The 21,435-nt window shown below is 46.0% G+C and carries 20 protein-coding genes; 19 read left to right on the top strand and 1 reads right to left on the bottom strand.

Annotation, left to right across the window (positions count from 1 at the left end; genetic code table 11):
- Positions 1–182 precede the first annotated feature (182 nt).
- The 4 genes from AB4Z50_RS07190 (at position 183) to AB4Z50_RS07175 (ending at position 4,682) form a co-directional block, all read left to right on the top strand.
- Positions 183–1,355 carry a galactokinase gene (locus AB4Z50_RS07190; RefSeq protein WP_441877410.1) on the top strand — a complete coding sequence of 391 codons (1,173 nt, stop codon included), beginning with the start codon at positions 183–185 and terminating at the stop codon, positions 1,353–1,355.
- 43 nt (positions 1,356–1,398) lie between these two features.
- The gene (gene galE / locus AB4Z50_RS07185) at positions 1,399–2,385 is read left to right on the top strand and encodes a UDP-glucose 4-epimerase GalE (protein WP_441877407.1); all 987 of its coding nucleotides are present in this window, start codon (positions 1,399–1,401) and stop codon (positions 2,383–2,385) included.
- Positions 2,386–2,418: 33 nt separating this feature from the next.
- Complete coding sequence (locus tag AB4Z50_RS07180) at positions 2,419–4,008, top strand: UDP-glucose--hexose-1-phosphate uridylyltransferase (RefSeq protein ID WP_441877404.1); 1,590 nt, start codon at positions 2,419–2,421, stop codon at positions 4,006–4,008.
- A 221-nt stretch (positions 4,009–4,229) separates the two neighbouring features.
- Complete coding sequence (locus AB4Z50_RS07175) at positions 4,230–4,682, top strand: hypothetical protein (protein WP_076269650.1); 453 nt, start codon at positions 4,230–4,232, stop codon at positions 4,680–4,682.
- A 115-nt stretch (positions 4,683–4,797) separates the two neighbouring features.
- Here the strand turns inward: AB4Z50_RS07175 and AB4Z50_RS07170 are convergent, their stop codons facing one another.
- Positions 4,798–5,025 (bottom strand): DUF1128 domain-containing protein, encoded by a 228-nt coding sequence (locus tag AB4Z50_RS07170; RefSeq protein WP_441877401.1) that lies wholly within the window; start codon positions 5,023–5,025, stop codon positions 4,798–4,800.
- Positions 5,026–5,135: 110 nt separating this feature from the next.
- Between AB4Z50_RS07170 and yyaC the strand changes: the two genes are divergently transcribed.
- The 15 genes from yyaC to AB4Z50_RS07095 all read left to right on the top strand — a co-directional run bounded on the left by yyaC (position 5,136) and on the right by AB4Z50_RS07095 (position 21,423).
- On the top strand, positions 5,136–5,756 hold the full coding sequence (gene yyaC / locus AB4Z50_RS07165; protein ID WP_441877398.1) for a spore protease YyaC: 621 nt from the start codon (positions 5,136–5,138) through the stop codon (positions 5,754–5,756).
- Between the two features lie 14 nt (positions 5,757–5,770).
- Positions 5,771–6,634, top strand: a complete 864-nt coding sequence (locus AB4Z50_RS07160) for an alpha/beta fold hydrolase (protein WP_441877395.1) — start codon at positions 5,771–5,773, stop codon at positions 6,632–6,634.
- Positions 6,635–6,655: 21 nt separating this feature from the next.
- Complete coding sequence (locus tag AB4Z50_RS07155; protein ID WP_441877392.1) at positions 6,656–7,318, top strand: DUF6483 family protein; 663 nt, start codon at positions 6,656–6,658, stop codon at positions 7,316–7,318.
- Between the two features lie 53 nt (positions 7,319–7,371).
- Positions 7,372–8,559 carry a class I SAM-dependent methyltransferase gene (locus AB4Z50_RS07150; RefSeq protein ID WP_441877389.1) on the top strand — a complete coding sequence of 396 codons (1,188 nt, stop codon included), beginning with the start codon at positions 7,372–7,374 and terminating at the stop codon, positions 8,557–8,559.
- 124 nt (positions 8,560–8,683) lie between these two features.
- Positions 8,684–10,360: a histidine kinase N-terminal 7TM domain-containing diguanylate cyclase gene (locus tag AB4Z50_RS07145; protein WP_256710986.1), complete on the top strand. Its 1,677-nt coding sequence runs from the start codon at positions 8,684–8,686 to the stop codon at positions 10,358–10,360.
- A gap of 121 nt (positions 10,361–10,481) precedes the next feature.
- Complete coding sequence (locus tag AB4Z50_RS07140; protein ID WP_441877386.1) at positions 10,482–11,564, top strand: HD-GYP domain-containing protein; 1,083 nt, start codon at positions 10,482–10,484, stop codon at positions 11,562–11,564.
- A 201-nt stretch (positions 11,565–11,765) separates the two neighbouring features.
- Complete coding sequence (locus tag AB4Z50_RS07135; protein WP_076269656.1) at positions 11,766–12,635, top strand: YitT family protein; 870 nt, start codon at positions 11,766–11,768, stop codon at positions 12,633–12,635.
- A gap of 74 nt (positions 12,636–12,709) precedes the next feature.
- Complete coding sequence (thiL, locus tag AB4Z50_RS07130; RefSeq protein ID WP_441877383.1) at positions 12,710–13,813, top strand: thiamine-phosphate kinase; 1,104 nt, start codon at positions 12,710–12,712, stop codon at positions 13,811–13,813.
- Between the two features lie 13 nt (positions 13,814–13,826).
- Positions 13,827–14,315: a tRNA (adenosine(37)-N6)-threonylcarbamoyltransferase complex ATPase subunit type 1 TsaE gene (tsaE, locus tag AB4Z50_RS07125; RefSeq protein ID WP_441877380.1), complete on the top strand. Its 489-nt coding sequence runs from the start codon at positions 13,827–13,829 to the stop codon at positions 14,313–14,315.
- Positions 14,312–15,130, top strand: coding sequence for a tRNA (adenosine(37)-N6)-threonylcarbamoyltransferase complex dimerization subunit type 1 TsaB (gene tsaB / locus AB4Z50_RS07120; protein ID WP_441877377.1), 819 nt, complete (start codon positions 14,312–14,314; stop codon positions 15,128–15,130). The genes tsaE and tsaB overlap by 4 nt, the downstream gene beginning before the upstream one ends.
- Positions 15,127–15,615 carry a ribosomal protein S18-alanine N-acetyltransferase gene (gene rimI / locus AB4Z50_RS07115; protein WP_339207222.1) on the top strand — a complete coding sequence of 163 codons (489 nt, stop codon included), beginning with the start codon at positions 15,127–15,129 and terminating at the stop codon, positions 15,613–15,615. The genes tsaB and rimI overlap by 4 nt, the downstream gene beginning before the upstream one ends.
- Before the next feature lie 38 nt (positions 15,616–15,653).
- On the top strand, positions 15,654–16,697 hold the full coding sequence (tsaD, locus tag AB4Z50_RS07110; protein WP_441877589.1) for a tRNA (adenosine(37)-N6)-threonylcarbamoyltransferase complex transferase subunit TsaD: 1,044 nt from the start codon (positions 15,654–15,656) through the stop codon (positions 16,695–16,697).
- Positions 16,698–17,660: 963 nt separating this feature from the next.
- Positions 17,661–19,226 carry a 2-isopropylmalate synthase gene (locus AB4Z50_RS07105; protein WP_441877373.1) on the top strand — a complete coding sequence of 522 codons (1,566 nt, stop codon included), beginning with the start codon at positions 17,661–17,663 and terminating at the stop codon, positions 19,224–19,226.
- A 104-nt stretch (positions 19,227–19,330) separates the two neighbouring features.
- Positions 19,331–20,143: a class I SAM-dependent methyltransferase gene (locus tag AB4Z50_RS07100; RefSeq protein WP_441877370.1), complete on the top strand. Its 813-nt coding sequence runs from the start codon at positions 19,331–19,333 to the stop codon at positions 20,141–20,143.
- A gap of 536 nt (positions 20,144–20,679) precedes the next feature.
- The gene (locus AB4Z50_RS07095) at positions 20,680–21,423 is read left to right on the top strand and encodes an ABC transporter ATP-binding protein (RefSeq protein WP_076269663.1); all 744 of its coding nucleotides are present in this window, start codon (positions 20,680–20,682) and stop codon (positions 21,421–21,423) included.
- Positions 21,424–21,435 lie beyond the last annotated feature (12 nt).

Here is a 21,435-nt window from a genome sequence, read left to right as displayed (position 1 = left end):
TGGAATGCGAAGATGAACAATTGTAGAGTTTATACTATCATAGCATGTCCGATGTTTATGCGAGAAGTCACATTAATCCATATAAAAAGCACTTGCCGCCATTTAGTTTTACTGCTGCTTCCCGTATACTAAAGTTGTTATCCAAACATACAAAATCGATATAAAAAGGAACGTGATAGCAAATGGCAAACATTGAAGCGCTAACACAGCAGTTCATACAACAATACGGCGGAGACGCAAGCGACATCGCTGTATTTCATGCTCCAGGCCGCGTAAACTTGATCGGTGAGCATACAGATTACAACGGCGGCTACGTATTCCCAGCTGCACTTACTTTCGGAACGACGCTTCTTATCCGCAAACGCCCAGATCATCAGCTTGGTCTAGCGACAACAAACTTCCCAGCGTCAAAAAGCTTCTCGCTCGACACGATTGTGTATGACGAGGCTGACGACTGGATGAACTATCCTAAAGGAATTGTTCATGAGCTTTTGCAAGCGGGCGTGAAATTCTCCAGCGGCTACGACTTGCTGTATCATGGCGAAATTCCAAATGGTGCAGGACTTTCCTCCTCTGCATCCATTGAGGTCGTAACAGCTTTTGCACTGCAAACACTTGAGGGACTTCCAACTGATAAAGTGAAAATCGCATTGCTGTCACAAAAATCCGAAAACGAGTTTAATGGCGTGCAATGCGGCATCATGGACCAATTCGCGGTTGCAAACGGCAAAAAGGACCATGCCATCCTGCTCATGTGCGATACGCTGGAATTTGATCTCATTCCATTTGATTCCGGCAGCTATAAGCTGGTAATAGGCAATACGAACAAACGCCGCGGCTTGGTTGACTCTGCTTATAATGAGCGCCGCGCACAATGCGAGCAGGCGGTACAGGATCTTAAAGTAGCATTCCCTGAGCTTACGCTTCTTGGACAGATTAATCTGGAGCAATTTAACTCTGCAAAACATCTGATCAAGGATGAAACAGTTCGCAAACGCGCACAGCATGTGGTAGAAGAAATCGACCGTGTACTGCAATCCATCAAAGCATTGAAAGCAAACGACCTTGCGCAGTTTGGACAATTAATGAACGGTTCACACGATTCGCTGCGCGATCTTTACGAAGTAACGGGTGCTGAGCTGGATGCCATGGTTGCGGCTGCTCGCCTCGTACCAGGCGTACTAGGTTCGCGTATGACAGGCGCAGGCTTCGGCGGATGTACGGTTTCGCTCGTTCACGAAGACAGCGTTGAAGCGTTCCAAGCAGAGGTAGGCCGCAAGTATAATGAAGCAACAGGCTTAACTGCTGACTTCTATGTATGCACAATCGGAAATGGCGTAGAGCGCCTAGTATAAATAGCATGATCATGCGACACCAAATGGAGAGGGGAAATGAATCATGGCAGTATTAGTAACTGGAGGGGCTGGTTACATCGGCTCGCATGCAGTAGCGGCATTGCAGGAACGCGGCGAGGAAATCGTTATCGTCGATAACTTGCAGCAGGGTCACCGCAAGGCTTTGCTTGGAGGCAAATTGTATGAGGGTGATCTTCGCGATGCAGCTTTCATGGATACCGTCTTTAAGGAAAATGAAATCGATGCAGTGATCCACTTTGCTGCGAATTCGCTTGTTGGCGAAAGCATGAAGGACCCGGGCAAATATTATCACAATAACGTATTTGGTACGCTTTGCCTGCTTGAGAAAATGAATGAATACAATGTTCGTAAAATCGTATTCTCTTCGACAGCTGCAACTTACGGCGAACCGGAGAACGTGCCGATCGACGAGTACGATCGCACGCTTCCGACGAATGCTTATGGCGAAACGAAGCTTGCAATGGAAAAAATGATGAAATGGTTCGATGTTGCTCATAACATCAAATTTGTTTCGCTTCGTTACTTCAATGCGGCGGGAGCTCATGAGAGCGGAAAAATCGGCGAGGACCATAGCCCGGAAACCCATTTGATTCCTATCGTGCTCCAAGCAGCGCTTGGTCAACGTCCTCATATTTCGGTATTTGGAGAAGACTATGAGACGCCAGACGGTACGTGTGTCCGTGATTACATTCATGTAAGCGACCTTGCCGATGCCCATGTGCTTGCAGTGGATCGTCTTCGCAGCGGAGCTGAAAGCTCAGTATACAATTTAGGCAACGGAACAGGCTTTTCTGTCAAACAAGTTATTGAAATTGCGCGCACAGTTACTGGCAAAGAAATCCCTGCTGTGTTCGAAGCTCGCCGTGCGGGCGACCCTGCTATTCTCGTAGCTTCATCAGATCGTGCTCGCAAGGAGCTGGGCTGGAATCCGAAGCGGGATAAGCTTGAGGACATTATCAAAAGCGCTTGGAGCTGGCATGAAGCGAATCCAAATGGATACAACGACTAGGGTTGACGCTTAAAGGAAAGGAGCTGCATCACCTTGGAAACTAAGCAACAAGCAACATCAGCAAACGATGCGCTGATTCTTATAGAACGCTTGCTGCAATTTGGATTGCAGCGCAATCTGCTGAACGATCAGCTTGATACGCATGCAGCGAGAAACGAACTGCTTGATCTCTTTCACTTTACTGAGCCTTTTGAAGGCCAAGTGCCGGAGGAGCGACTCGAAAGCGCAGTACCGCTTCTGGAGCCGCTGCTTGACTATGGTTATACAATCGGACTCATTCCAGATAATACGACGACATATCGCGATTTGCTTGATGCTCGCATTATGGGCTTCTTGCTGCCGCGTCCTTCTGAAGCCAGCGCTGCATTTCAGCGTTTGGCGAAGGAGCAGGGGCTAAAAGCAGCTACGGACGCATTCTACAACCTGAGCATCGATTCGAACTACATTCGGATGGACCGCATTCGCAAAAACCTTTATTGGCTGCACGAGACAGAATTCGGAAATCTTGAGATTACGATTAATCTCTCGAAGCCCGAGAAAGATCCGAAGGAGATTGCGCTGCTCAAAACGATGCCGCAGGCGAAATATCCGAAGTGCTTGCTCTGCGTAGAAAACGTTGGCTATGCTGGCCGTCCTGATCATCCAGCTCGTCAAAACCTGCGTGTCCTGCCGCTCACACTGCAAGAAGAGCAGTGGTATCTGCAATATTCACCGTATGTTTATTACAATGAGCACAGCATCATTTTCAAAGGCGCACATGAGCCGATGGTTATTTCACATTCTTCATTCGCGAGACTGCTCGACTTCGTGGAATTGTTTCCGCATTATTTCATTGGCTCGAACGCTGATTTGCCGATAGTCGGAGGATCGATTCTAAGCCATGATCATTTCCAAGGCGGCCGCCATGTGTTTCCGATGGAAGCTGCATCAACAGATACGCTGTTTACTGATCCTAAGCTGCCAGGCTTGCGCTTTGGCATCGTGAACTGGCCAATGTCAGTCGTTCGGGTTAACGGGACGTCCAAAGCGGATGTTCATCGTGCAGCTTGCCGTATTCTCGACGAATGGCGTAATTATAGCGATGAGGCTGTAGATGTGCTGGCATTTACGAAGCAGGCCGATGGCACCAATACTCCGCATAACACCATTACGCCTATAGCGCGTCTACGGGACAATGGCGAGTATGAGATTGATCTAGTGCTTCGCAACAACCACACGAGCGAAGAGCATCCGGACGGCATTTTCCACCCGCATCAGCATTTGCATCATGTGAAGAAAGAAAATATCGGCTTGATTGAAGTCATGGGACTTGCGGTACTGCCAGGACGCTTGAAGGATGAACTAGAGCAAATTGCAGCTTATTTGTCAGGGGCATCAGCTGCTGTTCCAGAAGAGCTTCATGCGGACTCTCATCCGCTCCATAAGCATGCGGAGTGGCTGCTAGCTCTAATCGATCGTTTTGGATCTTCAAATACTGCTGAACAAGCGAAAAAAATCGTTGAAGCTGAAACGGGCAGCAAGTTTCTAGAGGTGTTGAAGGACGCAGGCGTATACAAGCGCACAGCTGATGGCGCCGCAGCCTTTGAACGTTTCTTAACGTCTATAGGGCTCCAAAGAGCATAAAATAATAAAACCTCTATCCACGCGGGTCACTAGCGATTGGATGGAGGTTTTTTGCTATCAAGCTTAAAAATGAAGCAATTTATATAATGTTTTATAATCATGCATTGTGAAATTATATTAATTTGTAAAGTGACAAAATTTATGGTATTTTTTATAGAATAAACAAACCTTTTTGAATTATATTTTTATTTCTCTATAAACTATTTATCGGAGGGGTCAAGATGTCCGAAAAAATGCTGCCGTTAGACGACTTTTTGCAGCTTAGCACTGATGAGCAAGTGGAAAAATTAAAGCGTTGGAAGATGGATTACACGCTTAAAGACATTCGGGAAGCTTGGAACTTCAAGCATTCCGCGCAATATTATATGCTGCTGAAGAAGCTTCGGATTTACGAAAGAGTTGTTAATAAATCAGATAAGTTTTATCCCGTCCAAGAGCAGCTCATAACGAGAACGAATGCTGGCGGAGAGCGCGGCTGGTCCGGCCAGTCTGCTTTCGCGGAGCGCAAGCTTCCGTCGGATAGCTTCGATTACCATTTAAATACGACGCTAAGCGGACCTGCACTTGCAGACAAGCTGGAGCGAATCGCACATTTTCTAAAAGGCGAGCATAAGGAAGTATCGATAAAGCTGTCTATAGAAGCTGCGGAAATAGAAGTAGAAGAGCTGGAGTAAATACTGAATGAACAATAAAAAGAACCGAGTTCGGCGAAGTTGCCTGGCTCGGTTCTTCTTTTGTAGAAAAATGAAAATAAATGTCTGATACTGGAATATTATGTTTGTAAATAGTTTATTGCAAACGCAGCTTTCCAAGCTCGGAAACGAGCGCTTCTACCTCGCTGATGCTGAATTTCTCTTTTGAAGCGACTACTTCGTACAGATCTTTTATATCCTCATATTTATTGAGATCAAAGTTAGATGCCTGCATCGCTGCAGCGGAAGCCATTTTCAGCTTTGTTTTGATAACTTCAATCATAAACGCTACATTTTCTTGCGTTTGTAAGTCTAAATTCGTCATGGAGTGCCTCCTAAAGTTTTTGCGAGCCGAATTCGGCTTCGGAAATGGGCTTGTTCGAACGTTTTGCAATGCTGCAATTGTAACATGTTTCAAACGAGAATGACCACAAATTGAACAGTATCTTAAAATTGGATACAATTGAACAAGATACGATTGGCAATCGAAGACAGGGCAGGTGCAATACGACGGAACAGCTAACGAGCAGTGAATTGGAGTCCTTTTTTTGTGCCATTGCAAATAAGTATATGAATCGCAGCGGCATTGTATTTGTATGTATAGGAAGTGATCGTTCCACAGGGGACTCTCTTGGTCCATTAGTGGGAACGATGCTTAAGGAGAGAGGTTGGCCGAATGTCATTGGAACATTGGACAAGCCATGTGATGCGCATGCGGTTCAGCAAGCCGCTCAGTCGCTGCATAAAGATGACGTTGTCATTGCCATTGATGCATGCCTTGGCAAACCAACTTCCATCGGCCGTTTTATTTTGCACGAAGGACCGATCGAGCCAGGAAAGGCAATCGGCCGCAGACTTCCAGCAATCGGGCATTATAGTATTGCAGGCGTAGTAAATGCTAACGGACCCAAGGCTTACTGGATGCTGCAAACGACTTCACTTTACCAAGTGATGCGTATGGCAAGCGAGATCGCGTGCGCGGTAGATTCAGCTTGGGGCCAGCATTCGGATAGCTTGTCATATGTTAATCAAGCATTACAAATTCCATCCGTGTAGAGGAGCATGAACAAATGACAAATGAAAATAGCAAAGAAGTATACTCAATCGCACAGCGTAAGCTTTTTTTGAATAACGGATTGGAGCTTGCATATTATGATTCCCATCCGGATGACGGAGGCGCGGCGGATGGCATTAGCGAGGTTGTCGTTTTGCTGCATGGCTACTGCGGAAGCTCTTCCTATTGGGAGCATATCTTGGATGGGCTAGAGCAATCTGTACGTATTATTGCGCCAGACGCACGCGGGCATGGAAGAAGCTCTGCGCCAAGTGATGAGGTTTATACGATGGAGTTGTATGCGGAGGATATTGCTGAGCTGCTTATCAAGCTGCAAATTCATAATGCAGTATTGCTTGGGCATTCCTTAGGGGGCTATATTACTCTTGCATTCGCTGAAAAATATGCGAAGAAGCTTTCTGGCTTTGGCCTGATCCATTCAACAGCGCTAGCAGATAGTGACGCTGCCAAAGAAAACCGTGATAAAGCAGCAGCGGCTCTCGAGCAAGATGGCGTGAAGACATTTGTTGATGGTCTTATTCCTAAGCTGTTTGCTCCCGATAATTTGGAGGTTTTGTCCGCTGAGGTTGAGCAAGGAAAGAAAATAGGCTATGGCACATCCCTGCAAGGCGCAATCGGCACTGCAAAAGGAATGAAGGCACGTCCAAACCGGACGCAGGTAATCGAGCAATCTGAGCTGCCTGTACTTCTTGTTGCAGGGGTGTCAGATAAGGTTATTCCGGTGGAAAGTGTTTTTGCAGCATCAAACGGCTGGGCCGTGAAAGTGGAGCTTGGCAGCGCAGGTCATATGGGAATGATCGAAGAGCCGAAGCAATTGATCAATGCTATTCTTAGCTTTGTAAAGAATGAGCAGCAGTAGTTTGGCGAGAGGGGGAACCAGATGTTTCAGCGCGATTATTTCATGCGAATGATTGAGCAAATGACAGAAGCAGTCGGTCAAATTATGAATTTGAGGCGAGAGCGCAAGCACGAGGAGGCTTTGCTCTACATCGATGAGCTTCTTGATACAAAGTTTAGGCTAAGCAGTAAGCTTATTCGTTCCCTTTCGGATGAAGACTTACTGAAAATGATGACGACGAACGGGATCTTGGAAACGGATCATTTGCAAGCCATCGCTCTTCTGATGAAGCAGGAAGCTGAATTGACTGCCGACTTGGGACGTGAGGATGAGAGCTTCATCGCGTATGTGAAGTCGCTGCATTTGTTTCTAAGATTATCGCTAGTAGATGCGGCGCCAACGATTACCGAGCCCCGCGAACAAATAAAAGAGCTGCTTGAGCGGCTGAAGCCTTATGAATTGCCCCTAGCAACGAAACGTTTGTTAATGGAATGGCTTGAAGCAGAAGGGCGTTATGACGCTGTTGAAAATATGATGCATGAGCTGCTTGAAGATAACGCGCTGACGAACGAGGAAGCAGAAGCAGCCTATAAACGAATATTGTTACAACCAGACGAACGGCTTGAAGCGGGAGGGCTGCCGCGCGAGGAGATAGAGCAGGGAATTGAAGACCTTGCCAAGCAGCAAACAGACGATATAGCATAAGCGTACGTATAATGAGCTTAGCTTCAAAACTGATTTAGGAGTGATTGGACAGCATGACGGAACAATGGCAGCAAGAAATTACGAAATGGATCACTGGCAAAGAGCTGCTGCAGGCTACGCTTAGCCAGCCGAAGCGGAAGGACGGAACCGCAGCGCCTAAAACAATCATTCGTCCCATTGAGATGAAGAACGGCTTGTTTTATCAATTTGAATATCATTTTGCAAACAAGGTTACGCATGACAATGTTGCTGAGCCGCAAGCGGCTGAGCGAGTCATCGATTTGCTGCAGGAGAACTACCGTCAGGCGCTTGTAAAAACGAACGAGGCTGACGTTCAATTGCTCTTTAGCAAAAAAGGGAAAGCGGCTATTTTAAAGAAACCGCCAACTGGTGATTCGAGCAAAGCGAATTTGCAGCATAATCGGCAGAAACAGCGTATTTTGTCCGAGAGTCAAGCGGCCCCTTTTCTTGTTGAGCTTGGCATTATGACGCAGGAAGGGCTTGTCCACGCCAAAAAACAGGATAAATACAGACAAATCAATCGTTTTCTAGAGATGGTAACGGATGTGCTTGCGTATTTGCCAACGGACAGGGAAATTACGATCGTTGATTTTGGCTGCGGCAAATCTTATTTAACGTTTGCGCTTTACCATTTGCTTGCAGTGGAGCAGAAGAGGAATATTAACATTATTGGACTTGACTTGAAAGCCGATGTCATTGCTTTCTGTTCGGAACTTGCGGAGAAGCTGGGTTATGACAAGCTTAAGTTTCTCGTAGGTGACATTGCTGAATATGAAGAGCTGCAAGCTGCTGATATGGTTGTCACTCTGCATGCATGCGACACGGCTACGGATGCTGCGCTTGCCAAAGCTGTTAATTGGGGAGCCTCCGTTATTATGTCGGTACCTTGCTGCCAGCATGAGCTGTTCAAGCAGGTAAAGAGTGATGTTTTATCTCCGTTACTCTCTCAAGGCCTGCTGAAGGAGCGTTTTTCCGCACTCGCCACGGATGCCGCAAGAGGAACTTTGCTGGAGGTTTTGGGGTATAAGGTTTCGATGCTGGAATTTGTAGATCCAGAGCATACGCCAAAAAATCTGCTCATTCGCGCGGTCCGTTCAGAGCAGCATGGGCTTTCTATGAAAAAATGGGAAGAGTATGAGCAATTTCGTCAGTTTCTGAACATTTCCCCGTCGCTGGAGCATATGCTTTCCGAACGATGGCCTAATCATATCTCCAAATAATATTGCTTATTGGCGAATGTTACACTTTGAATTTTTTGAGGGTAAGCAATTGTCGATAGTATTAACATTTGCTACAATGGAAGAAGATGGCTATCAAATGAATGGGTGAACCGTATTGGAATGGATGATCTGGCTAGACTTTAGTATGTTTCTAGTGCTGCTCGGCTTGTTTTTCTACGTGTTTGCCTCCAGCAACGTTACGATTTTGCATCGTATGTATTTGACTTTGCATGTCGTTTTTATGTGTTGGACGCTTTTTCAATTTGCGTCCCAGACGACAACTTCTGCGCTCTTTAGACTATTTTACGTTTCCATATCGTATGTAGGGCTTTCTCTGCTTGGAATTGGATGGTTCGTATTCATCGTATATCTCACCGGCCAGTCGTATGTTATACGAAAGAGCCGGTTGTTCATTTTAGCGATGCCCGCGCTTATTTCTGTAGCTGTGGTTATCATTAACCCAAATGGCATGTTTCTACGAATTAACGATCAGCTAAGTCCGCTCAAGCAGCTAGAGCAAGGGCCGTTGTACTGGATTATGATTACGCAATTAATTGTTTATGTAACCGTTTCTTTTGTTATTATGTTCTACAAGCTGCGCGGCGAAAATTCGGTACGGCAGCGCACATTAATCAAAACCGCAATAAACGGTATGTTTGTACTCGTTTCGTTTGCTATAACAGATTTATTTATCAATGTTCTATTAATTGAAAAAATGAATCAATATATTCCGCTTATTTCAGTAGGAATGGCTGTTGCCGCTGTTTATTTGGTACATGCCATTAGACGGAACAAAGTACTCGATATTATTCAAACCGTACAAAGAGATGTAATGAATACGATGTCGATGGGTATTATCGTGCTCGATGAGAACGATATCATTATTGATGTAAATAAAGTAATAAAGCCGATTCTGAGGCTGCGCATTGGCGACAAGTTTAATTCCGCTCATCTAGGACCGCAATTTAAAGGCGAGGTTACTAGAGATATTGCTGCTTTTTTTGAAGAGCAGAATAAGCGTCCGATGGACAGGCTTGAGATGGAAATTGCAATTCAGCATGACAAGCATAGGCATATTATCGTACAGTCTGCGCCTATATTGAACAATAAGAAGACATTGGTAGGCAGAGTACTGACCTTCCAAGATGTGACGGAGCTTCGCCTGCTAGTCGAAGAAACGAATGTTCAGAACGAGCTGCTTCAAGATCGAAATCGCGATCTGCTTATTATGCAGGACGAGCTGTTTCAAGCGAATAAGAAGCTTGAGCATATGGCGATTACTGACGGTTTGACCGGCTGCTATAATCGGCGTTACTTGCTCCATCAATTGGAGCAAGAAGTGATTGCTAATATTCGTTATGGCATACCCTTCTCTATATTTTTATTTGACCTCGATCATTTTAAATTGATTAACGATAAATATGGCCACTTAATTGGTGATGAGGTGCTTTGCGGTACGGTTGATGCCGTTAGAGGAGTTCTGCGATTTACGGATATATTAGCTCGTTATGGCGGAGAAGAATTTACGGTGTATTTGCCGCATACCAACCGAGACCAAGCCGATCAGATAGCGGAGATTCTTATGGAATCGGTTGAGCAAAATAAAATAAACACGGGAACCTCTGAGGAGCCGGTATCGGTAACGATAAGCATGGGCGTAATCTCTATTGAACATGTTGACCCAACCGATTTAGTAGATCCAAAAGCTTTTTTAAGAGAGTTGCTTGCACAGGCAGATGCCGCATTATATGAGGCCAAGTATAATGGACGTAATCGGATTGTTAAACGAAAATTAGCCTAGCAGCCTGAACAATATGTTTAGGCTTTTTCGTGTTTGCTGCATAGTCAGTTGGACATAGTTCTGATAAAATGGATTTGATCCGGTTACAATCGCTAAACTATCAAAGGCGGGAACTAATCTAATGAGAAAAACGCAGATTGGAATGGTCAAGCCGGGAGACAAGGTGGCTAAACCCATTTTTCAAGAAAACGGCAACGTGCTTCTAGGAGAAGGGGTTGAATTGAATGATCGTTACATCGATCGATTGCGGAACTTAGGCATCGATTTTCTATTCATAGAGGATGGGTTGACGGAGGATCTGATTCCTGAAGATACGATCCGTGATGAAACGCGTAAGCAAGCGGTCGATACTATTTACAAAACGATGAACTCCTTCAAAGACCAGACCGTAACAAAAGGGCGAACGATCGCACCGGATATGGGCCGCAATTTTCGGGCGGTATTCGGCCAAATTATGCAGGATTTATCCTCAAGACCAAACATGCTGGTTAATTTAACGAGCATTCATGCCATGGAAGGTTATTTATTTCAGCATTCCTTTAACGTGGCTGTGCTTTCAGGCATTATGGGCATGGCAAAGGGCTTTAATCGCAATCAGCTTGAAGAGCTTGGCATTGGCGCGCTGCTCTTCGATATTGGTATGACAAAGGTGCCGCCAAAGCTGCTGGCTCATACTGGCGGTTTATCGCTGGCGGAACGTGAAGTCATCAAAAGCCATGCGAAGGACGGGTTCGATATATTACGCAAGTATCACGATATATCTATCGTTTCTGCACACTGCGCGCTTCAGCATCATGAACGATTTAACGGATCAGGTTACCCGCGCGGGCTCAAGGAAAGTGAGATTCATATGTACGCTCAAATCGTAGGATTAGCGGACACTTTTGATGCATTAACTTCACCAAGACCTTATCGCAAACGGTACACGGCAAGCGAAGCGATTGAGTTTTTATTTGCTGCCGGCGGCACCTTTTTTGATCTGGACTTGATTAAGCTGTTCTGTCGGCATATATCAATATATCCAGTTTCGACTTCGCTTTTGCTTAGCACTGGTCAAGTTGGTGTCGTTTCAGAAAATACGGAGCTCGCTGTCCATCGTCCCCGTATACGAATTATTATGGAGCCAGACGGCACAATGCCGGCATCGCCTTATGAGATTGAGCTCAAGAACGAGCTTCATATTACAATCGTAAAGGAGTTGTAATTATTTTTTGTAGGAAATAGGCGCTATGTCTTTCGCGCTTACTTGAATATTAAACACGGATAGAAACCTTCTCTTAGAGGCAAATTGCTGCTAAAGTGGAAGGTTTCTTTTTTTGTAATAATGACAGAGTTGCTTTATATCTGGTACTTTTTAAGGTAAAATAATGAGAAATAGAGCTAATAGGGGGATGTGCGTACATTTATGGGATCATTACAGCACCACAAACTGTCCAAGCTCGAAGTGTTGCGAAGAGTGCTGTTTATTACACTAGGCGCTGCGCTCGTCTCAGTTGGGCTGGAAATCTTTCTAGTACCAAATCATATTATTGATGGTGGTATTGTCGGCATATCGATCATGGCCTCCTATTTAACGAAAGTGCCGCTTGGTCTTTTTCTCTTTCTTCTTAATCTTCCATTTTTGTTCCTTGGTTACAAGCAAATCGGCAAAACCTTTGCAATATCGACGCTGTACGGCGTTTCGGTCATGTCGCTAGGAACGTTTTTGCTTCATCCCGTACCGCCTCTTACGGTAGAGCCTTTTCTAGCTGCTATATTCGGCGGTGTCATTTTGGGCATTGGCGTTGGCATGGTTATTCGGTTTGGCGGATCGCTCGATGGTACCGAAATTGTTGCGATCGTGTTTAATAAGCGTATTCCTCTTTCGGTTGGCGAGACCGTTATGTTTTTCAACTTATTCATTCTCGGCAGTGCAGGCTTCGTGTTTGGCTGGGATCGGGCGATGTATTCGCTTATCGCGTATTATATTGCTTATAAATTGATTGATATTACGATCGAGGGCTTCGATGAATCCAAAGCGGTGTGGATCATTAGCGATGAAGCGAAGGAAATCGGCGCAGCGATTATGAGCCGTTTAGGACGCGGAGTTACTTACCTGCATGGCGAAGGCGGCTTTACTGGCGGCAGCAAACGCGTTATTTTTTGTGTCATTACGCGGCTTGAAGAGGCGAAGATGAAGTCGATTGTTCATGAGCTTGACCCTGTGGCGTTTCTTGCCGTCGGCAATATTCACGATGTGAAGGGCGGACGGTTTAAGAAACGGGATATTCACTAATGATGGTAGTAGTCAGTTTCTAAGAAATGCGCGGCCGATTTGGCTTGCACAGATCGGCCCACTTTTGCTTTGAGATGAAGGAGACCAGCAATTTGGATGAGTTTGCGAGTATTCATCATTGGACGGCAGGCATGCAAGGAAGTGCTTGGCAGCGCGAGCGCGGCGTGGTTATAGGGATAGGCGATGATACCGCCGTAGTTGATCCCGCTTCTGCTGCGGATGGCATTGCTGCTCCAAAGCGGATACTGCTGGCCGTCGACACGATGGTGGAGACGGTACACTTCAAGCCGTCGACGATGCGGGACGAGGATGTCGGCTATAAGGCGCTTGCCGCCAACATTAGCGATATTGCCGCGATGGGAGGCGTGCCTTTGCATGCGCTCGTCTCGGTCAGCGTGCCGCCATCGTATACGCCGGAGCGAATGCGGAGGTTGTATGATGGGCTGTACGAGTGCGCCGAGCGCTACGGGGTTGCCATTGTAGGCGGCGATACGACGTCGGCGCCGGAGCATTTGGTTGTCGCTGTAACGGTGGTTGGCACCGTGGAAGCAGGGCGTGAGCTGTGTCGCTCGGGCGCAAAGCCGGGCGATGCAGTGTTTGTGACCGGCGCCGTAGGCATGTCGGCGGCGGGATTGCATGCGCTCCTTGCAGAGGAGGAGCGCGTGGTGCTGCAGCCCGCGGATTTCAGCGCGGGTAGGGAAGGTTTGCTAGTGCAGGCGCATCAGCGGCCAAATCCTTCAGTGCGTGCGGGAAGGCTGCTGCTTGAGCATGGGAGCTGTCGTTCACTTAATGATGTAAGCGACGGCCTGGCGAGCGAAGCATGGGAAATTGCTGAAGCGTCGGGGCTTCGCCTCGTGCTTTATGAGAAGCTTCTGCCAAAGAGCGGCAGCTTGGCCGCTTACGCTTCAAGTGTAGGAATAGATCCGCTGGAATGGATGCTGTATGGCGGAGAAGATTACGTCTTGCTAGGCACGATGGCACCAGAACATGCGGAAGCGATGCGAGCAGCTTTTCATCAAGAAGGTATTCCTTTTTTTATTATTGGAGAAACCGAGATGGGTGAGCCCGCTGTTGAGCTCATTCGACATGATCAAGCTTTTAAGGAAAAAGAGTCGCTGCCTCATTTGGAGAAGAGAGTTTTGCTTAAGAAACGCGGATATAATCATTTTTCGACATGAACGGGTGAATAGCATGCAACAACAGATAAGCCATGCCACTTGGCTGGCACAAACGGAACATGACACTGTAACGCTAGCCGAACAGCTTGCAGCTTGGGTAAAACCAGGTACATTGCTTGCATTGGATGGTGATCTGGGCGCGGGAAAAACTAGATTTTCACAAGCTTTTGCAGGCGCAATCGGTGTGAGAGGCATTGTGAATAGTCCGACTTTTACAATTATTAAAGAATATGAAGGGAATCAGCTTCCCTTTTATCATATGGATGTCTACAGGCTGTCGCTGGAGGAAGCGGATGAGCTTGGTTTGGATGATTATTTTTATGGCGATGGCGTAACGATTGTGGAATGGGCTAGCTTGATCAAGGAGCTGCTGCCAACTGAGAGGTTGGAGCTGTATATTGAGCATCTTGGCGATGAAGCACGGCGCATACAATTGACCGGCTATGGTGAAATTTACGCAGGCTGGTGTGAAGCTTTAAGCAAGTTAGGAGCAGACAGATGAGTAATGAGCAGAGAAATCAAACGGGACCGATACTCGCTTTAGATACGTCCACGGCGTCGATGGCAGCTGCTATCGTTAGCGGTCATGAGGTGCTTGCGGAAATTCAAACGTTAGCGGAAAGAAACCATTCTGTACACGTTGTGACGCATATTCAAGAAATGCTGCGAAAAAGCGGCCTTGCTACTACGGACATCGAGGCGATTGCGGTTGGGAATGGACCAGGATCATATACAGGAATGCGTATCGCGATCTCTGTAGCAAAAACGTTGGCATGGGTATGGAACAAGCCGCTGGTGAGCGTGTCCAGCTTGGAGGCCATAGCATATGGCGCTTGGCATCAGCAGGTGAGCGGAATTGCGGAGCTGGAGAAAATGCATAATGGCGAGCATTGGGTATTTCCGATTATGGATGCAAGGCGCGGTCAGGTGTATACATCGGCTTTCTTGATGACGGATGCATCTGAATGGACTCGCTGGCTGGATGATGGCGTTCGTATTATGAAGGATTTTGTAGATCAGCTTGAGCAGCGATTAGCGAATTTGCCGGCTGGAAGCATACGGAGCATCTCACTTGTCGGCGACCTGTCGCTTCACGAAGAAAGCGCGATGCGCTTGAAGCAGATTGGCGAGGCAGCAGGCGTTATCGTTCAGCTTCAACCCTTTATCCAAGAGGGCAAATGGATAGCAGAGCTTGGCCTCAAAAGACTGCAGTCAGGTCTAATAGAAGATCCGCATACTCTTATTCCTAACTACACTCAGCTAACTGAGGCTGAGGTCGTATGGAAGGCAAAGCAGGCAGGTGAAGCTAAGGCATGAAATTAGAAGTGAACAAACTCATTTTTCGAGCGATGACTATGGCAGACATACCCGCTATCGTTGCGATTGAACAGGAAGCCTTTACGAGTCCATGGACTGTGGAAGCATTCACGAATGAGCTCATGAACAACTTATTTGCTCGCTATATGATTATGGAATATGAGGAACAAATAATAGGCTACGGCGGCATGTGGGTTATTATGGACGAAGCGCATGTAACTAATATTGCGGTACGCTCAGATTATCGCGGGCAAGGTTTAGGAAACTGCTTGCTTAATGAGCTGCAGCGGACGGCAGTTTTCTTTGGCGCGGTAAAGATGACGCTAGAGGTTCGTCCCTCCAATGAAATTGCGCAAAACCTTTATCGGAAATACGGTTTTGAGCCTGCCGGCATACGCCCGCGGTACTACTCGGACAACAATGAAGACGCGCTTATAATGTGGGCTGAGCTAGACAAAGAGCGGTTGAAGGTAAGGGAGCAATGAATGTGAATCAATCGAAACAGGCAGTGAATGAACAGCCAATGAATGATCTTGTTTTGGCGATTGAAACGAGCTGCGACGAAACGTCAGCGGCGGTTATTCGCGGTGGAAAACATATTTTATCGAATGTCGTGTCCAGCCAAATTGAAATACATGAACGATATGGCGGTGTAGTTCCCGAGATTGCATCGCGTAAACATGTAGAGTCGATTACATTGATAATAGAACAGGCTGTCAAGGAATCAGGGCTGACGCTAAAGGATATGTCAGCTATCGCAGTCACACAAGGTCCCGGTCTTGTAGGGGCTTTGCTCGTAGGTATTGTAGCGGCCAAAAGCCTGTCTATGGCATTAGATATTCCATTGATCGGTACGCATCATATTGCAGGTCATATTTATGCAAATGAGCTCGTTCATGACATTATATATCCATGTATGGCGCTAGTTGTTTCGGGGGGCCATACAGAGTTAGTGCTGTTAAAAAGTGAAGGTGATTTCCAAGTTGTTGGCCGTACTAGGGATGACGCAGTCGGTGAAGCATATGACAAGGTAGCGCGTGCGCTGCACTTGCCTTACCCAGGAGGGCCGCATATCGACAAGCTTGCAGTCGAAGCAGACGAATCGATTACTTTGCCTCGTGCATGGCTGGAACCGGATAGCTATGATTTTAGCTTTAGCGGCTTGAAATCGGCAGTACTAGCGGTTATTAATCAGACGAGAATGAAAGGTTTAGTCCTGAATGAGGCGGCACTTGCTCGCGGATTCCAAGAGTCAGTCACTGAGGTGCTCGTCACAAAAGCTCTGCGCGCAGTCAAACAATATGGTGCGAAGCAGCTGCTGCTTTGTGGCGGCGTGGCAGCGAATAAGGGCTTGAGGGCAGCTTTAAGTGCAAAGTGCGTGTCAGAACGTGTGCCTCTGCTTATACCGCCGAATTCGCTGTGTACAGATAATGCTGCAATGATTGGAGCAGCGGCTTATTTGAAGCTAAAACGGTCGCAATTCACAGATCTTGACATGAAAGCTGACCCTGGTTTATCGCTTGAGAGCTGGTCAGTGAGCAATATGCCACATTCGTTGGCTGAATAGGGGCTAATAAAAAATATTTTCAATTGGAATTGACAGACAATTTATTAGAGCATATAATAAGCAACAATACTTCAAACTTTAACTTCATACGTTACAAACGCAAAGAACAGGAATAGTAAAGCTTGTCCGGGAATGTCTGAAACGTCACTATGAATGTGCATCATTCATACGTCGTTATGACACAAGAGAGCTGCGGGATGGTGCAACGCAGTCGAAGGATGCTTGAAACTCGCCTGGGAGCGGAACAGTGGAAACGATGGCAGCATGAGTTCATGCTGATAGCCATGCAGGTACATTGTTACGGTTAACCACCGTAATCGGGTGCATGTGAGTCAACATCCGGAGTTGGCCATATGCTTAAGTTGGGCGTCCCTGCTCGTTTGCGAACGTATGGGTGTCAACAAGGGTGGTACCGCGCGGGTCATAATAACCTGTCGTCTCTTGATTCAAGAGATGACAGGTTTTTCTTGTTGTCTTGAAGTGAAGGATTTAACGATTTAATGAGCAGCAACAATCCATATAGAGTAAAAACGCAATGAACAGGAGCAGTAGAACAGTAGGCTGGCAAAACGAATTTCAAGATATGTTCATCAAAAGCAGATGAACGAATTGAAATCGTACAGAGAGCTGCGGGGTGGTGTGACGCAGTCGAAGCTGAGGTTTGAATCTCGCCTGGGAGCGGAACGTGGGAAGCAAGCTGTCATAAAAGACAGTTTTTGTCTACAACGTTACGGTTAGCCGCCGTCATCGGGCATTTAAGCGGGCTCGGTTCCCGCAGCAAGCTATTCAATATTGCCTTTTTTGCAAGGCAGCATTGTTTAAGCTTCTGCAGCAAGAATCGGTCAATTAGAGTGGTACCACGGCAGCGTAAGCGCGTCGTCTCTTACAAGGAGACGACGCGCTTTTTTTTGTACCCAAAAATGAAAAAAATACATCCAAACGAATCCCTAGGAGGAATTAACAATGACAAACGAAATGAAAAAAATCCAAATTTTTGATACAACTCTTCGTGATGGTGAGCAGTCACCAGGTGCTTCAATTGATCCTGAACGTAAAATTATTATTGCACGCCAGCTTGGCAAGCTTGGCATTGATGTTATTGAGCCAGGTTTCCCGGTTTCCAGCCCAGGCGAATTCGCGGCTGTACAGCAAATTTCACGTGAGCTTCAGCATGTAGAGATCGCAGGTTTTGCGAGAGCGGTAAAGGTTGATATTGACGCTGCAGTGAAAGCGACACAGGATGCAGCACGCAGACGCCTTCACTTGTTTATATCCTCCTCCGATATTCATCTTAATCATCAGCTTCGCAAATCTCGGGAAGAGGTCATTAAGATCGCGAGAGATATGGTTGCTTACGGCAAGCAATTCGTAGATGAAATCGAGTTTTCTGCAATGGATTCCACACGATCTGGCAGAGACTTTGTCATTCAGCTCGTTGAGGCGGTTATTGCGGAAGGTGCGACTATCATTAACCTGCCGGATACGCTTGGTTATGCTATGCCAGAGGAAATGAGCGAGCTGTTCCGCGCGGTGCGCAAGCAAGCCAGAGGCGGAGAAACGGTGAGATATAGTGCCCATTGTCATAATGACCTAGGCCTTGCTGTAGCTAACAGTATTTCTGCTATTAATGCAGGTGCCACACAAATTGAAGTGACTGTAAACGGGATTGGCGAACGCGCGGGCAACTGCTCTCTAGAAGAGCTGGTTATGGCAATAGAAACGCGCAAGGATGCTATTCAAGCAGAAACAAACATTAAAATTAGCGAAATTTATGAAACCTCTCGTTTGGTTAGTCGCGCTATGCATTTCCCGATTGCTTACAATAAGCCAATCGTTGGCCGCAATGCATTCCAGCATGAATCGGGCATCCATCAAGACGGTTTGCTGAAAAACCGTAACACGTATGAAATTATGGATCCGGAAGCGATGGGCATTTCGCGGAACATGATTATATTAGGCAAACATTCCGGCCGCCATGCGATTAAACATCGCCTTGCTGAGTATGGCATCGATATGACAGAAGTGCAGCTGCAGGATGTGTACGATAAATTCAAGGAAGTCGCTGATGCTCAAAAAATCGTGACAGATGATGAATTGATTCGTATCGCAGGTGAGCTGACACAGACGCAGCCAGATCCATATGTACTGGTTGATCTGCATGTTCACGCGGGTACGCAGCCTTCACGTACAGCGACGGTTACCATCCGTGAGAATGAGTTTGGTGTAGAACAATCTTATATCGCAATGGGAGGCGGCCCTATTGAGGCAGTGATCCATGCCATTCAACAAGCGATTCCAGTAGCAGCGGAGTTCGAGGATTTGGAGCTTCATTCGCTATCAACTGGCGAGGATGCTCACGGTGAAGCGGTCGTCAGCATTATTCATCAACAGAAACGATTCCGCGGTACATCCATTCATAGTGATATTGTGCTTGCAGCCGCTCAAGCCTATGTTTCAGCGTGCAATCAAGCAGTTATGACGACAGGCAGCAGAGTAGTAGAAGTAATCCAAACTAAAGCTGCCAACTAATTTCTCATAAGGCCAACGGATTGCTTTTCCCATAGTAGAGTGAGTTCTTTCTATTATGGGAATAAGCGCTGCTGTGGGCATAAAACCTCAAGGAGGTATATGTGATGAGTAAAATTATTCAATATTATAATCAGTTTGATGAATGGGGGCGTCTCGATAGAGCGCCCCTTGAGTTTATCGTCAACTGGCATTTTATTCGAAATTACTTGCCTGCGAGTGGACATATTTTGGATAATGGCGCCGGTCCTGGAAAATATGCGATGGAACTAGCTGATAGCGGCTATGATGTCACGTTAACAGATTTGACCCCAAGGCTGGTACAATTAGCCGCTGAGAAGGCAGAGGAGTTTGGGTTGGCAGATCGTTTTAAAGGTTTCCACGTTGCAGATGCTAGAAGCTTGAGCTCGTTTGCAGACGAGACTTTTGATGCTTCATTGATGATGGGGCCGCTCTATCATTTACAGAAGGAAGAGGATCGTGAACAGGCGGTTAAGGAGCTATATCGTGTAACACGGAGTGGGGGGTATGTGTTTATCGCCTTTATGACACGTATTAGGCATTTGCTAAATGCTCTTGCTTATCCGCAAAGCTGGAAGCCTCTCGATTCAATGGATGAGATTCAGCAGTTTATGGATTCGGGCGTTTTTAATCATAAAGATGAAGGCAGATTCACGGGAGCCTATTACTATGATATCGATACGATTACGCCGTTTATGGAAGCGCAAGGATTTGAAACGGTCAAGTTGATTGGTTCCTCCAGCGTTGCAGGAGCCCTTACATCGGAGCAGTTCGATTATTGGAGGTCTCAGGGAAACAAACAATTCTCCGATTTCATGCAAATGATTTATGATTCTGCTGAAAATATTCATTTATTAGGTTCAGCTTCACATTTGCTTTACATCGGAATTAGAAAATAGCCATAAAAAATTACCAAAATTAGTGTTGTGCACAAAGTTATCCACAATGAGGCTTCATTTTGTGGATAAAAGAGTGAAATGCCCGAAAACACTGGATTTACGAAAGATCAATATTGTGAACGGAAAGGGGATATTATTTGCGGGGTATAACTGTGGATAATGTGTATAACGTGGATAAAATAAATAAATGTAAGAAATTGTACCTATAAAACGACGGATTCCGCTAAAATGCTACTCTTATACGTAGGTACTATCGACAGAATTAACTAACAATTTATACAGAACTGTTGATATCTCTGTGGATAATGGTGATTGGTTGTTTATAGCAGCTTTTGGAATCATTAGTAAGCTTCCTTTTGTTTTGCGCTAGCATTGCGGTCACGCAAAAAAATTGCGTGAATTACTAGACAGGTTTTCGGTGAAAAAGTTAACGGTATGCGTTATCTTGAAACTATGACGCATACCAAAACATAAATCTCACCTTATAGCTTTTAGTGATAGGCAATGCTTAAGTGTGAATGGAGGTTAACCAAGGAATGGATAAGCAAACGATCATTCAGGTAAGCTCGGTCAGCAAGTACTATGGTGCGAATAAGGCAGTAGATCAGGTTTCCTTCAAAGTAAACGAAGGTGAAATATTCGGTATTATCGGTACGCACGGCGCGGGAAAAACGACGTTGCTAGAGATGCTAATGGGGATTCGTATGCCCGACCAAGGCAGTATACGCATCTATGGACATGATGTGGTGCTGGATGCAGAAAAATTGAAGGAAGACATCGGAATTCATCTGCAAAGCACAACCTTAGTAGATAAAATGAATGTTCGAGAGGCAATGGAGCTTTTCCAAGGTTTTTATAAACGGAAAAATAATTTGGATCACATCATTGAACAGTTTGGGCTTAGTCCATATTCGGATAAACTAGTTAAACGTTTATCAGGCGGTTGGAGACAACGTACGGCACTAGCTATCGCATTGGTGAACGATCCAAAAATCATATTTTTGGATGAACCCACAACAGGACTGGATCCGCAAGCCAAACGTGATTATTGGTCACTGCTGCAGATTCTTAGACAACAAGGGAAAACAATTATTGTCGCTTCTCATGATATGGAGGAAATTCAGCGCAATTGCGATCGCGTATGCGTGATGCGCAAGGGAGAATTCATTACTTGCGATAACCCGTCTACACTTATTGCACAGCTGCCTGGTGGCGGCATGACAATGGAAGCCGTTTATATGCATCACGCAGTTGAGATGAATGGGAGTGTCAGCATATAAGAAAAACAAAAA

It is taken from the genome of Paenibacillus sp. 2TAB26 (assembly GCF_052115145.1).
Classification (GTDB): Bacteria; Bacillota; Bacilli; order Paenibacillales; family Paenibacillaceae; genus Pristimantibacillus.
Note: the sequence above shows the minus strand (reverse complement) of the source record. Positions and strands in the feature narration are given on the sequence as shown.

What these genes read in the sequence shown, in the direction of transcription:
- AB4Z50_RS07190 (WP_441877410.1), top strand. Translation starts at nt 183, where the DNA reads ATGGCAAACATTGAAGCGCTAACACAGCAGTTCATACAACAATACGGC.
- galE (WP_441877407.1), top strand. Translation starts at nt 1,399, where the DNA reads ATGGCAGTATTAGTAACTGGAGGGGCTGGTTACATCGGCTCGCATGCA.
- AB4Z50_RS07175 (WP_076269650.1), top strand. Translation starts at nt 4,230, where the DNA reads ATGTCCGAAAAAATGCTGCCGTTAGACGACTTTTTGCAGCTTAGCACT.
- AB4Z50_RS07170 (WP_441877401.1), bottom strand. Translation starts at nt 5,025, where the DNA reads ATGACGAATTTAGACTTACAAACGCAAGAAAATGTAGCGTTTATGATT.
- AB4Z50_RS07160 (WP_441877395.1), top strand. Translation starts at nt 5,771, where the DNA reads ATGACAAATGAAAATAGCAAAGAAGTATACTCAATCGCACAGCGTAAG.
- AB4Z50_RS07155 (WP_441877392.1), top strand. Translation starts at nt 6,656, where the DNA reads ATGTTTCAGCGCGATTATTTCATGCGAATGATTGAGCAAATGACAGAA.
- AB4Z50_RS07150 (WP_441877389.1), top strand. Translation starts at nt 7,372, where the DNA reads ATGACGGAACAATGGCAGCAAGAAATTACGAAATGGATCACTGGCAAA.
- AB4Z50_RS07145 (WP_256710986.1), top strand. Translation starts at nt 8,684, where the DNA reads ATGATCTGGCTAGACTTTAGTATGTTTCTAGTGCTGCTCGGCTTGTTT.
- AB4Z50_RS07140 (WP_441877386.1), top strand. Translation starts at nt 10,482, where the DNA reads ATGAGAAAAACGCAGATTGGAATGGTCAAGCCGGGAGACAAGGTGGCT.
- AB4Z50_RS07135 (WP_076269656.1), top strand. Translation starts at nt 11,766, where the DNA reads ATGGGATCATTACAGCACCACAAACTGTCCAAGCTCGAAGTGTTGCGA.
- thiL (WP_441877383.1), top strand. Translation starts at nt 12,710, where the DNA reads ATGAAGGAGACCAGCAATTTGGATGAGTTTGCGAGTATTCATCATTGG.
- tsaE (WP_441877380.1), top strand. Translation starts at nt 13,827, where the DNA reads ATGCAACAACAGATAAGCCATGCCACTTGGCTGGCACAAACGGAACAT.
- tsaB (WP_441877377.1), top strand. Translation starts at nt 14,312, where the DNA reads ATGAGTAATGAGCAGAGAAATCAAACGGGACCGATACTCGCTTTAGAT.
- rimI (WP_339207222.1), top strand. Translation starts at nt 15,127, where the DNA reads ATGAAATTAGAAGTGAACAAACTCATTTTTCGAGCGATGACTATGGCA.
- tsaD (WP_441877589.1), top strand. Translation starts at nt 15,654, where the DNA reads ATGAATGATCTTGTTTTGGCGATTGAAACGAGCTGCGACGAAACGTCA.
- AB4Z50_RS07105 (WP_441877373.1), top strand. Translation starts at nt 17,661, where the DNA reads ATGACAAACGAAATGAAAAAAATCCAAATTTTTGATACAACTCTTCGT.
- AB4Z50_RS07100 (WP_441877370.1), top strand. Translation starts at nt 19,331, where the DNA reads ATGAGTAAAATTATTCAATATTATAATCAGTTTGATGAATGGGGGCGT.
- AB4Z50_RS07095 (WP_076269663.1), top strand. Translation starts at nt 20,680, where the DNA reads ATGGATAAGCAAACGATCATTCAGGTAAGCTCGGTCAGCAAGTACTAT.